The 12,760-nt window shown below is 40.8% G+C and carries 13 protein-coding genes; 8 read left to right on the top strand and 5 right to left on the bottom strand.

Annotated features, from left to right (window positions below; translation table 11 throughout):
* Positions 1-181 precede the first annotated feature (181 nt).
* The 4 genes from murB (at position 182) to AAEY87_RS09540 (ending at position 3,401) form a co-directional block, all read left to right on the top strand.
* A complete protein-coding gene (gene murB, locus AAEY87_RS09555; RefSeq protein WP_068327281.1) occupies positions 182-1,294 on the top strand; it encodes a UDP-N-acetylmuramate dehydrogenase in 1,113 nt (370 codons plus the stop codon).
* Positions 1,284-2,057: a YdcF family protein gene (locus AAEY87_RS09550; protein WP_068035436.1), complete on the top strand. Its 774-nt coding sequence runs from the start codon at positions 1,284-1,286 to the stop codon at positions 2,055-2,057. The genes murB and AAEY87_RS09550 overlap by 11 nt, the downstream gene beginning before the upstream one ends.
* A gap of 120 nt (positions 2,058-2,177) precedes the next feature.
* On the top strand, positions 2,178-2,468 hold the full coding sequence (ccoS, locus tag AAEY87_RS09545) for a cbb3-type cytochrome oxidase assembly protein CcoS (RefSeq protein ID WP_068327274.1): 291 nt from the start codon (positions 2,178-2,180) through the stop codon (positions 2,466-2,468).
* 105 nt (positions 2,469-2,573) lie between these two features.
* Complete coding sequence (locus AAEY87_RS09540; RefSeq protein WP_350657003.1) at positions 2,574-3,401, top strand: sulfite exporter TauE/SafE family protein; 828 nt, start codon at positions 2,574-2,576, stop codon at positions 3,399-3,401.
* A gap of 117 nt (positions 3,402-3,518) precedes the next feature.
* On the opposite strand, the gene AAEY87_RS09535 is transcribed toward AAEY87_RS09540, so the two are convergent.
* Together AAEY87_RS09535 and AAEY87_RS09530 are read right to left on the bottom strand one after the other, a co-directional pair.
* Positions 3,519-4,673 carry a DEAD/DEAH box helicase gene (locus tag AAEY87_RS09535; RefSeq protein WP_350657002.1) on the bottom strand — a complete coding sequence of 385 codons (1,155 nt, stop codon included), beginning with the start codon at positions 4,671-4,673 and terminating at the stop codon, positions 3,519-3,521.
* Between the two features lie 288 nt (positions 4,674-4,961).
* Positions 4,962-5,177, bottom strand: a complete 216-nt coding sequence (locus AAEY87_RS09530) for a cold-shock protein (protein WP_068035429.1) — start codon at positions 5,175-5,177, stop codon at positions 4,962-4,964.
* 681 nt (positions 5,178-5,858) lie between these two features.
* On the opposite strand from AAEY87_RS09530, the gene aroQ reads away from it, so the two are divergent.
* Both aroQ and AAEY87_RS09520 read left to right on the top strand, forming a co-directional pair.
* Complete coding sequence (gene aroQ, locus AAEY87_RS09525; protein ID WP_350657001.1) at positions 5,859-6,416, top strand: type II 3-dehydroquinate dehydratase; 558 nt, start codon at positions 5,859-5,861, stop codon at positions 6,414-6,416.
* 162 nt (positions 6,417-6,578) lie between these two features.
* A complete protein-coding gene (locus AAEY87_RS09520) occupies positions 6,579-7,880 on the top strand; it encodes an ABC1 kinase family protein (protein ID WP_350657000.1) in 1,302 nt (433 codons plus the stop codon).
* Positions 7,881-7,900: 20 nt separating this feature from the next.
* On the opposite strand, the gene AAEY87_RS09515 is transcribed toward AAEY87_RS09520, so the two are convergent.
* Complete coding sequence (locus tag AAEY87_RS09515) at positions 7,901-8,731, bottom strand: ion transporter (RefSeq protein WP_068035423.1); 831 nt, start codon at positions 8,729-8,731, stop codon at positions 7,901-7,903.
* A gap of 352 nt (positions 8,732-9,083) precedes the next feature.
* Here AAEY87_RS09515 and AAEY87_RS09510 point away from each other — a divergent pair, with 352 nt between their 5' ends.
* The gene (locus AAEY87_RS09510; RefSeq protein ID WP_068035420.1) at positions 9,084-9,833 is read left to right on the top strand and encodes a YebC/PmpR family DNA-binding transcriptional regulator; all 750 of its coding nucleotides are present in this window, start codon (positions 9,084-9,086) and stop codon (positions 9,831-9,833) included.
* A gap of 135 nt (positions 9,834-9,968) precedes the next feature.
* On the opposite strand, the gene AAEY87_RS09505 is transcribed toward AAEY87_RS09510, so the two are convergent.
* Both AAEY87_RS09505 and ftsY read right to left on the bottom strand, forming a co-directional pair.
* Complete coding sequence (locus AAEY87_RS09505) at positions 9,969-10,541, bottom strand: methylated-DNA--[protein]-cysteine S-methyltransferase (RefSeq protein ID WP_350656999.1); 573 nt, start codon at positions 10,539-10,541, stop codon at positions 9,969-9,971.
* Positions 10,542-10,592: 51 nt separating this feature from the next.
* Positions 10,593-11,564: a signal recognition particle-docking protein FtsY gene (gene ftsY, locus AAEY87_RS09500; protein WP_227514145.1), complete on the bottom strand. Its 972-nt coding sequence runs from the start codon at positions 11,562-11,564 to the stop codon at positions 10,593-10,595.
* A gap of 812 nt (positions 11,565-12,376) precedes the next feature.
* Here ftsY and AAEY87_RS09495 point away from each other — a divergent pair.
* Positions 12,377-12,622, top strand: a complete 246-nt coding sequence (locus tag AAEY87_RS09495; RefSeq protein WP_068035413.1) for a hypothetical protein — start codon at positions 12,377-12,379, stop codon at positions 12,620-12,622.
* Positions 12,623-12,760 lie beyond the last annotated feature (138 nt).

The following is a 12,760-nucleotide window of genomic DNA, read 5'->3' as shown; positions in this document are numbered from 1 at the left end:
GATGTCAGATTGGTTAGTCATTGCTTAGTCTCCGGTTAGTGGATTATAAGCAGTTACACACTTTTTAGGAAAGGCTCGCTTTTGTACCGCGTATCCCTTATAATAACGAGCGTATTAAGGCCTACTTAAAATTTAATCATTACTTTAACAGCCCCCATTTATTTGCCTAATAGGTCGCTTTATGACTACAGATTTGCATCATGCTCCTAGTGCCCAATATGATTGTTCGCATGATCTTTCTCATACCAATACAATGGCGCTCGCTTGTGTAGCTGATACAGTAGTGACTTTACAAGATGAGGCGCAGCTAGATAGCTTCATGACAAGTTATGTAAAAAATACTGGGCATAATCTGCCGTTGTTTGTGTTATCTGGTGGTAGTAATGTGCTGTTACCTACGCAGTTGCAAGCTATCGTGCTACGACCGCAAATGCATGGCATTACTCTCACCGATCAGACTCAAGATTATGTTGATATTGAAGTCATGGCAGGCGAAAACTGGCATGACTTGGTTATTCATACGGTCAATCAAGGCTGGTACGGGTTAGAAAACTTGGCTTTGATTCCTGGGCTAACTGGTGCAGCTCCTGTGCAGAATATTGGAGCATATGGTGTTCAGTTAGAAGACTATTTGCAGTATGTGCGCGCTTATCACTTACCGACCAAAACTTGGCACTCTCTTACCGCTACTGACTGTGAGTTTGGCTACCGCGATAGTATCTTTAAGCGTACGCCTAACACTTGGCTAATCAGCCGTGTGGGTTTTCGCTTGCATACTGATGAGACAAAGGTATTAGCCAGTTATGGTGATGTCCAGACAGTGGCGCAACGTTATGCTGAGCAACAAGGACGTATGCAACCAGCTCCTGCGGACGTGATGCATGCTATCATCGATATTCGACAACGAAAACTTCCTGATCCTAAACAGCTCCCTAATTGTGGTAGTTTTTTTCAAAACCCTATTATCAGTCAAAACCAGTTCATATCATTACAGAGTAATTATTCTGATATTGTGGGCTACCCAATGCCAGATTCAATGGTCAAAGTCGCAGCAGGTTGGTTAATAGAGCAAGCAGGTCTAAAAGGCGGCGGTATCGAACCAATCGTAACTCATAAAAAACAAGCATTAGTACTGACTAATCACCGTCCTTACCAAGCCACCCAAGATGATGTGGCAATAGCCCAGAACCATATCATAAGCTGTATTTATGAAAAATTTGCTATCACTTTAGCCCGTGAGCCAGTTTGGGTTAATACTAATGGCACAGTTGGATATGGTGAGCATGGGGTCTAAGCGTTCATGGTCTCATAAGCTGTCAGGGCATTACCTGCGCTCAGCTGAACGCATGATTAAATTGTTTCGTATTATTAATATGACTTTTTTGCTGGGCTCGACTGCGATTATTTTGATTCTTGTTAGTTTGTTCACACCGCTGTTTTCTCGTACGGTTACTTATGTATTCGAGCATCTACCGCTACCTACGATATCGGCTAGTGCCATGAGTTCGCCGCCTACTGCTTATGTGGTCCTTGGTGGTGGTCTCACTAATGATAATAATAATCAAACTATCCTTAATGGTTATAGTCTCAACCGTATCCGTACTGCCGCTATTGCCTATCATGATTTTCCGCTACCTATTATTTTAAGTGGTGCTGAAGCGCCTTGGATGAGTCAATGGCTCATCGAGCACGGCATTGATGAACCAATTAGCGAAAACGCCAGTATGAATACTTGCGAAAATGCACGGTTTACGGCCAAACGTGTTCCTCTATATCATGTTTACCTTGTCACTGATAGCTATCATATGGCGCGGGCACGCAGGCAATTTGCCCTAAACGGGATTAATAGCACTCCTATCAACGCGCCACTACCCGTTCAACTTGATTGGATGGAGCCTGCACAAAACCTAAGCCATTCAAGACGTGCTGTTTATGAAATAGCCGCTTATTTACGTGATGTTCTGCGCCCGCAATCAGACTGTCGCCTTGCAGAAGAAGTCAGCACTCAGCAGTTATTAACGCCTAGAGGTAATGCAGTCAAAACCTTTGATGAATAATACAAATACTTCATGAATTTGTGCCAATTTAGTTGCCCAGATTTCGCCTGCATAGCTCAATTTATTACACTTGCAATAAGTGTATAATAATAGAATAAACTGCTATTTAAGAGGTTTGCCATGCTCAGTATATTTTTATTGATTCCATTAAGCTTAATGCTGTTTGTGGTCGCTATTTGGGCAGTACGTTATGCCGTAAAATCCAATCAGTTTGAGGATTTAGATAATGCCTCGCAGCGTATTATCTTGGATGATCGACAAGAGCGTCGTCAGGTTATCCAATCGCATGAGCCAAGCGACACTGTTCAAAAAACGGATACAATATCCACTGAAACTACTGTTAAAAGTGTAATTTTGGACGAAGATGATATAACAACTGGTAGCAATACAGATCTTAATAATAAAAAATAGCATTAAATTTTTAAAAACTTCTAATCTAGTTAACGATCTACTGCTTTTATTTTCAATAGAATAAACATTTTCTCACCTTATTATTTACTCTAGGAGTTGCTGCTCATGACCACAGCATTATTAGTTGCAGCATTACTAATGGGATTTTTTGGTTCACCGCATTGCTTAGGCATGTGTGGCGGACTGGTGAGCGCATTTGGACTATCAATGAAGGATGCTAGTCCTGCCAAGCGCCGTGGTTTGGTTGCTACCTATCATCTTGGACGTTTACTTAGCTATTCTTTTTTAGGTTTGATGGCAGGATTAATTGGCACAACCGTATTAGAGCCATTGATGAAAGGCAATAGTATGCCGCGTATTCTATTGGGTTTAGTGCTAGTACTTGTTGGCGTCACAATGTTGGGCGCGCCATTTTTAACCAAGCTTGAGCGCTTTGGTATGCGTTTTTGGCAAATCCTTGGACCACTACGCCAAAAGGTATTTCCACTCACTACCTTTCCACGTGCTTTAACTGCTGGTCTGCTATGGGGGTTTCTACCTTGTGGACTTGTGTATGGCGCCCTACTTATTGCAGTTGTCGCTCATAATCCTTTAGGAGGCGCAGCACTGATGTTTGTCTTTGGTCTAGGTACAGTGCCAATGTTAGTTGCTACTCATAAAACAGTCAGCTGGATGCGTGATAAAATTGGTCGCTTTCGCTTGCGCCAGCTAAATGGTGTAGTGATGGTACTATCGGGAATGGCTGTGGCGTTTGTGCCTATCATAATGACTAATATGCATGGTGGACATGATAGTGGCGCACAAATGAATCATGGTAGCTCTTCTGCTATGACCTCTGAAGCAGGCGACTCTACCCATCATGATATGAGCCAAATGGATTCTAATATGCATCATATGGATGCTGACTCCGAAACCATGAACCATTCTCAATAGTTGAGCTCAGAACATAGTAAAAGCCAATATCTTATAAGCATGTCGAAAAAAAGCCCGCAACGTTAATATCGCTGCGGGCTTTTTCTGACAACACTTAAGCTTTTAGTATTGATATAACTACTGTTGCCATTGCTCAAGGCTAAACTTAGTATCTAAGTGTTTCTCTAATGCAGGTAGATTAAAAGCATCATCTTCACTCACAAAGCTAATACTGATACCTGTTTGCCCAGCGCGCCCTGTACGACCAATACGATGTACATAGTCATCTGGCTGATCCGGCAAGGTATAGTTAACCACATGACTGATATCGTCAACATGAATACCGCGCCCAGCTACGTCAGTTGCGACTAATATAGAGGCGTGACCGTCTTTAAAACGCTGTAAGTATTTTTCACGCTTCTGCTGAATCACGTCACCTGATAGCATAACAATTTTATGCGCTTGACGAAGCTTGTGATACAGACGCTTCACCTGATCCTTACGATTGGCAAAGACAATGACTTTTTCTACAGCGCTATCAGCAATAATACGCTGCAACGCTTCTAACTTTTGATCTTCTGTTAGTAAATAAAAATGCTGGTCTACTAGCTCACTAGTTTTGTGTTCAGGCTCAATTTCAACAAACTGGGGCTCATGTAACCAGCGATAAGCAAGGTTCATAACATCTTGATTAAAGGTAGCTGAAAACAGCAGGCTTTGACGATCAGTGTTAGCTGGCATGCGTCCAACCAAACGTTTAATATCGGGGATAAAACCCATATCAAGCATACGGTCAGCTTCATCTAACACAAGTACTTCTACACGATCCAAATAGACCATACCTTTATGCATAAGATCAATCAAACGTCCAGGTGTAGCCACCAAAATATCTACATATTGGCGCTCAAGCTCATGCTGTTGAGTCTCATAATTAGTACCACCCATAATACAGACACTATGTAGCTCGGTATATTTGGTCAATGCCACACAATCATCAAAAATCTGCTGCGCAAGCTCGCGTGTTGGTGCCATTATCACGGCGCGAGGCTCACCTAAATGACGCTCTTCTTCCTGACCAAAAGGACGCTTAAGTAAAGCTTCCATAATAGTAATCAAGAAAGTCGCAGTCTTGCCTGTTCCCGTTTGCGCCTGTCCAATCGCGTCTTGATGCGCTAATGTATGTGGTAATATCTGAGCTTGGATAGGCGTTAACTCGGTAAAACCCAAATCACTGATTGCTCGTAATGTTGGCGCTGAAAGTGGCAAATCAGTAAATGTCGTAAAATTACTCAAAAAATCATCCTTATGTATTGACAGTAGCAGACTCACAGCAAACCTTAACGTAGCTTTTAGATTTAGATAAAGCTGCTGGTATATGAATGCAGATGAATGCGGATAGATAACTGCAACTAATAATTAACGGCCTATGAAATATAGGAGCGTAAAAAAGCCAAGCCTAATGTCTATTCTTATCGATGTTGTAATAAACCCAATATCGATAAGAATAGACAGGCTTGACTCAGTAGTATATCAGCAGTTAGTAAAATCATTATAGCTAAACCACTATAATGACTGAATTGATCAGTCTTCTACTTTTCTAACCTCTTCAGCTTGTAGGCCTTTTTGGCCTTCCACTACGTTAAACTCAACTTTTTCGCCATCTTTTAGAGAGCGATAACCATCACCTTGAATAGCGCGGAAATGGACAAAAATGTCTTCACCGCTATTACGTTGAATAAAACCAAAGCCTTTTGAGTCATTAAACCACTTAACGATACCTTGCTCACGATCTGACATAACATTGCTTCCTAAAATTACGCCTAGCCCCAACTTCCTTTGCGTAATTGCATATAAACGGGGTCTAAGATTATGAAATCAGAATTTAAATCACTTATTTAATCAATAACGATTTAAATACCATCATTTAAAAGTTGCGTTTAGAATATATAAGGACATTCATTTTCATCAAATAATAAGAATTTCTTCTTAGATGAAATAATCGCGCCTTAACGCACTTACTAGCGATGTTGCATCATCACTTAAGGATGATTGCTACTTATAGTTGTTTCAAAAAGCAGCAGCAACAAAATCGCAAGATTCACTACTTAAAAATATCATAGCATGGGTTTTTAGCAACACAAAGTCATTTAACATGATTTTTAATGTTTAGGTAAGCTATCTATGTAATTTTTTATAAACTAACAATTGAGCTATTATGATAAAGTCCCATATCTAGCGTAACAGTTTAATCTCTTACTTATCCGTTATTTCAATGAATATTTCGTTTACAAGAGTATTAATGCAAAGGTAAGGTCTACAAAGGCATCTCTCACTAATGCATTGCCAAAGCATATGCAATCACCATAAAACCATGCCTGTGACATGATGCTAAAGATTTATTAGTAAACTATAGATGAGTTATAATTACAAACCCTATTAGACCTAATATTACATTCACCTAAATCTGTAGAGAAACTTATGAGCAACTCTTCTCCGTCAGCATCAGCTTCAAAAACAACAGTAGCAGACGCAACTGGTTCAGAAACAGACAATCTACAGACACGCAAAATACTACTCATTAACGGGCCTAACCTCAACTTATTAGGTAAGCGCGAGCCAGAAATTTATGGTCATACAACCCTTACTGATATCGAAAAACATTTAACAATAAGAGCAGCAAAGCATGGCATTGAACTTATTTGTATTCAATCCAATCACGAAGGACAGCTCGTTGATGCTATTCAGCATCATGGTTTGTTAGCTGATGCTGTATCACAAGTGGATGCTATCATCATTAATCCAGCTGCATTTACCCATACGTCAGTCGCTATTCGCGATGCCCTACTAGCCACTCAAAAGCCATTCATAGAGATGCATCTATCTAATGTTCATGCACGTGAACCTTTTCGGCAACATTCTTACTTAAGTGATGTGGCAGTTGGAGTAATATGTGGTTTAGGCCACTTAGGCTATCAGATGGCACTCGATTATTGGCTGGTTAATTCGTACCGCATTGACTTGGACAATGACAGCTAAGTGGCATTATCACATGCCTTAATACAGTCTTTAGAAAAACCCTAGCACGCTTTTAAAATGAAGGGTTTTATTGGCTGAAATATTGCATTAAATATGACTCGTTCTTTAATCAATCATTAATTTATAAGCAAAAAACTAAAAAATCAATATACGGTGATATGAATGGCTAAATCGTCCGGAAAACGCTTTATGAAACTTGCTGGCATGACTGCAAGTATTGCAGGTAAAGCTGCTAAGAACTCGCTAAAGCACCTCTCTAGTGACGAAGAAAAACGCTTACAGGCACGCTCAGAGTTAATGCAAGATGTAGGCGTTCAAATCGCTGAAACGCTTGGTGAGATGAAGGGCGCTGTCATGAAAGTGGGGCAAATCGCCTCGCAATATAAAGATGTGTTTCCACCAGAGGTTGCAACGGCGCTTGAAAAGCTACAAAAAGATGCGCCACCCATGCCATATGTACAGATACGCACACAGGTAGAACGTGAGCTTAAAGCATCTATTAGTGAGCTGTTTGCAGAATTCGAAGAAGTACCTTTTGCGGCAGCCTCCATTGGTCAAGTACACAAGGCTACTCTGCCCTCTGGCCAAAAGGTCGTAGTTAAGGTGCAATATCCAGATGTTGATGAGAATTGCGACAGTGATCTAAAGCAAGTACGCATGGCCTTAAAGATTGCTGGCGTTCTTAACATGAGTCGTGACCTGCAAAATCAGCTATTTAACGAGATACGTCAAAGCTTACATGATGAGCTTGATTATACTAAAGAGGCCCATAACTTACGGGTATTTGGGGCATTTCATGCTGAGGACAACGGTCTTATCATACCTAAGGTCATTGGTAGCCACTCTTCTAAACGAATTTTGACTTTGACAGAAGAGATGGGAGAGACGCTAACAGTAGCAGCGACATGGGATAATGATGTTAAGCAAAAAATAGCAGAGCGCCTGTTTCATTTTACAGCAGGCCAGCTATTTGGCTTATACCGGATGCACTGTGATCCTCATCCCGGTAACTTTGCCTTCCGCACTGATGGTAGCGTAGTAGCTTACGACTTTGGCGGTATTCGCAGCTATAGTGATAGTGAGGTGCAATTGTTTCGTAGGTTTGCTAAACATGCTATCAAAGGCGATGTGACGGCACTTGAACAGGATTTGATTGCACTGGGAATACGCCGGAATGATGATACCAATATTCCAGGCGAGTTTTACCAGCAATGGCTCGCTATTGGATTGAAGCCTTTATCTATTACGCCTCATCAAGATGGCCATTTTGATTTTTCTAGTAGTCAAGTGCATCACGAAGTTATTGCTCAGATGCGTACGTCTTTAAAATACTTTGCTCAATTTCAGCCTTCCGCCACTACCATGATGCTTGATCGTACCGTATCAGGACAGTACTGGAACTTGGTTAACCTTGGGGTGGAAGTTGACTTATCATCGCTAACTAATGAATATATAGAGACTTAAAAAATCAATATTAGTGACCGTTAAACATGTAGCGCATGGCCACAGCGATCACAGAATGTCGCACCAACTGCATGACCAAACTTCCCACAGTTGGGACAAGTGATTGGATTGAGCTGTGGTCGCATATTACGTGCCAGCTCAGAGGTAAAAATCCCTGTTGGCACTGCAATGATAGAGTAACCAGTAATCATGACCATGGATGCAATTGCTTGCCCTAGTGGCGTTTTTGGTGATATATCACCATATCCCACTGTAGTCATGGTTACTATCGCCCAATAGATAGATAATGGAATACTGGTAAAGCCATTTTCTGGACCTTCCACAACATAGATAACCGAGCCAAAGATCGTTACTAATAAGACGAGCGATAAGAAAAATACCGTAATCTTTTGCTGACTGGTTCTAAGCGCAGAAGCCAAAAATCCAGCTTGTTGCATATACGCTTTGAGCTTGAGAACGCGGAAAATACGTAAAATACGTAAAATACGTATCACGAGTAAGTACTGCACACCCACAAACATTAGACTTAAATAGCTTGGTAATACGGATAATAAATCCACTATTCCAAAAAAACTAAAAACATAACGAATACGATTGGGTGCTGAGAATAACCTTAGAGCGTACTCAATCGTAAATAAAATCGTAAAAAACCATTCAGCGTAAAAAAACAGTGTGCCATATTGCAAACGCATGTATAGAACACTATCAAGCATTACGATAGCCACACTGGTCAAAATGGCAATCAATAGTACAATATCAAAAAGCTTACCCAAACGGGTATCTGTGCCTTCAATAGTAATGTGAATGCGGTTGCGTAAATGAGTAATGGCTTCAGCGGTTGGTTGCTTCATAGAATCAGTGGCTTCATAAAATCAGTGGCTTGATAGCATCCAATGATTTAAAGTGTGATGGATAAGCGCAAGTTATTCAAAATACGCAAAATTGGTTTATAATATTGGTCGCTTATAGCAGTTATCACAACATATAAGTTGCCACAGTGTAGCAAAAAATAGCTCTTAGCAACATACAAATTGCTAACGTTAACGTAAGCTTATAACCTTACAACAGTACATTAAAAGCGCTAGTTAGTGTGAAATTTATAAGCTCCAAAAACATTCAAACATTGGTATAAAAAAGTATTCGTAATAGGTATGACTCACATTGAGCTCATACTAAAAAGTATATAGCACTTAAGGATATAATATGGCAGGTCATTCAAAATGGGCAAATATTAAACACCGTAAAGCCCGTCAGGATGCAGTAAAAGGTAAAGTATTTACCAAGATTATTCGTGAAATTGTTTCAGCTGCTAAGCAAGGTGATCCTGACCCTGACAAAAACCCACGTTTACGGGCCGTTATTGAAAAAGCCTTATCAGTCAATATGACCAGAGACACCATCAATCGTGCTGTTGATCGCGGTACTGGTGGCGGTGATACTGAAAACATGGATGAGATCAGCTATGAAGGCTATGGTATCGGTGGCGTCGCAGTACTGGTCGAAACCATGACCGACAATGTTAATCGCACTGTCAGTGAAGTGCGCCATGCCTTTACCAAGTACGATGGCAATCTTGGTACTTCAGGTTCAGTCGCTTACCTTTTTAATAAGCGCGGCGAAATCACTTTTAATGATGTAAGCTTAGAAGATGAAGTTATGCTTGCTGCATTAGATGCAGGCGCACTTGATATTGAAAATGATGGTGAAAGCCTGCTTGTCATCACTGAGTGGGAAAGTTTCGGTCAAGTCAAAGATGCTCTCAATGCTGCAGGTCTGGTATCTGATAATGCTGAAGTGACTATGTCACCATCGACCAGTGCTGAGATTGATAATATCGATGATGCCGAAAAAGTCATGAAGATGATTGATATGCTAGAAGACATAGATGATGTACAAGAGGTTTATAGCAATGTGAACTTCTCTGCTGACGTGATGGCACAACTTGAGCAATAGTTTCTGTCCAGCAATAACTTACCAGTAATAAATGATCGATCACTCATAAAAAGAGCCAAACGTTTTTAGCGTTTGGCTCTTTTTTAATGCGTTTTAACAATGCATCCAATAACCGTTCATCTAAAATCTCTTAAACTAGGTTTTATCCTTTACACCTTCAAGCGCTAATAAATACTCTTTTTTGTCCAGCCCGCCAGTATAGCCACCCAGCTTACCATCGCTGGCAATCACTCGATGACAGGGAATGACGATACTAAAAGGGTTTTTGCCGTTAGCGTTTGCCACTGCTCGGAATCCTTTAGGGTTACCAACACGCTGAGCAAGCGTTGCATAACTTATCGTTTCGCCATGCGCAATATCTTGTAATGCTCGCCATACTTTTTGCTGAAACTCAGTGCCTAAAGATATATCTAATGACAAATCAAAAGCGTCACGTCTACCATCAGCATACTCATTAAGCTGGCCGATGGCAGCTAATAGTAAAGATTGAGAGGCATCTTTACTATTTAATTCATCTTCATCTATAAATATAAAATCATCCTCGCTAAGCTTATAGTGCTTTTTGAGCTTAGTAGATGATTTAGAGTGACGCCATGACTGGCCTTTTAATAGCCAATTAACTTCAGCAAGCTGAGCAATATCATTCTCATTAGCGCTTGCCATTAAAATTAGTCGATGTTGACCAAAACTTGTTGTAGTGACTATCATAGTTACCTCCAACTTAGCTCTAATGAAATAATACTCAATTTATGAAAAATCTTAACTTTCATCCGTATCGAACAATGCTGCAACGAACTGCTTAGGACTAAAGGCACGTAGATCATCAATGGACTCGCCAACACCAATGTAGCGGATAGGCACATCAGTAGTTTCAGCAATATTAAACACGACCCCGCCTTTGGCAGTACCATCTAATTTGGTAATAGTAATACCCGTCAAAGGCACGACTTTATTAAATAGCTCAACTTGATTGATAGCATTTTGTCCTGTACCAGCATCCAGAACAATCATACCTTCATGCGGCGCGCTTGGATCGGCTTTACGCATGACGCGCACGACTTTTTCAAGCTCCGCCATTAGATGCGTTTTATTCTGCAAGCGACCAGCAGTATCAGCAATTAACACATCGATATTTTTAGCCTTAGCAGATTGCATGGCATCAAAGATAACAGAGGCGCTGTCTGAGCCGTGACCTTGCGCTACGACTGGAATACTATTACGCTCACCCCAAATTTGCAGCTGCTCGGTCGCGGCCGCACGGAACGTATCACCCGCAGCCAGCATGACCGATTTGCCCTCACCTTGTAGACGTTTGGCAAGTTTTCCAATAGTCGTCGTTTTGCCAACACCATTAACGCCTACAACTAAAATAACAAAAGGTTTTTTGCTGGTGTCGATGACCAGTGGCGCAACTTTTGGCGTTAAGATATCGACCAACTCACTTTGCAACGCTTTATACAATGAATGTGCATAGATTAAGTCCCCACGTGCTGTCTGCTCGGTTAGACTCTTAATAATGCGGTTGGTTGCGTTTACACCAATGTCAGCAACCAACAGTTGATCTTCGACTTCTTCTAACAGCTCATCGTCGATCTCTTTACCACCGATAAGAATACTGACCATACCTTCCGCTAAATTCTTACGTGACTTACTCAGCCCTGACTTCATGCGGTTGAACCAGCTGCCTTTTTGACGACCTTGGGTTTCATTTTCTTGCTCGTCTTGAGGCATACTGGGTGCAGCTTGTCTCATAGGAACGCTAGATTCAGGAACGCTAGATTCAGAAACGCTAGCTTGACTTGCACTGTCAGGATTGATATTTCCAGTACTGCCAGATTGAGGGTTAGCGGCTCGAGATTTATTGCTGGAATTGTCGCTCCACTGATCTTGTAGCGGCATTTTTGGTACAGCAGTACGATTAGTCTTATTGTCGATCTTATCGTTACTCACCACTGTATCTTCGCTCGTATGCTGTCCTGCAGGCATGACGATTGGCGCACCTAAAGCTATCTGTTCTGCAGCATCTGCACTTGATACATCCGTATTTGCTGTATGACTAACACCATTACCTTGCTCATCAGCCTTAATTGCTGTTTCAACTTCATCGATACCAGAATCATCAATAATGGGGACTGATTGCGTCGGTAGACTCGGTAAGGTAATATCATCGTCATCTAAATCATCAAGGCTGCCATCAAGATTGATGACCACACGGTTGGCATTATTCGGATTATTCATAAGCTTGCCCTAAAAGTTATCAATGTCAGTAATTTATTTATTGTGCAATGAATATCATTATATTTAATATCATTAAAACGAAAGCTGGTTTTTGTGCTAGTTTAGCATAATTCAAGTGTCGCTCAGCGCTGTCCGTGATAGCGAATGATAAAGTAATAGCCGATTTGTAAGAAAGCTTGGTTAAGGTTCAGACACAAAAATCTGACTTTGGTAAGGTCAAATTTCGCTACAGTCTATTTAATACTTGCCTGCTCTGAGCAATCAATTAGCCGTTCGGTCTTTTTATTCACTGAATAGGAATAGCCATGCCACCTCTAAAACAAACTTGCTTTTTAAAGCATATACACTTGCCAAAGCGACAATATCCATCAAACGGCATAAGATCTGATATTAAGCCTATTCCTAAGAGGCATTTTATTTATAGAAAGGCTAATGCGCTCAGCCTGTTGCTTCTTATAGCAGCCCTGTCTTTTTCAACTGTAGGTTGTGCTACTTTGCAAGCACTAGAGCCAACAGCTGATTTAATTAATGACTTAAAAAAGATTTTGTAATAATTTTCATTGCCAGTCTATGGTGTGTCATCAATTAGGATATCTATACATTTGGTGGTCTTACCTCTAAAGGTGAGCTTAAGAAAGCTCTTTTTCTAAAACTGTCTTCTAAAATCAGGAATACTTATGTCATCGATA

The sequence above is a fragment of the Psychrobacter sp. S1-30-MNA-CIBAN-0213 genome (assembly GCF_040309845.1).
Classification (GTDB): domain Bacteria; phylum Pseudomonadota; class Gammaproteobacteria; order Pseudomonadales; family Moraxellaceae; genus Psychrobacter.
Note: the sequence above shows the minus strand (reverse complement) of the source record. Positions and strands in the feature narration are given on the sequence as shown.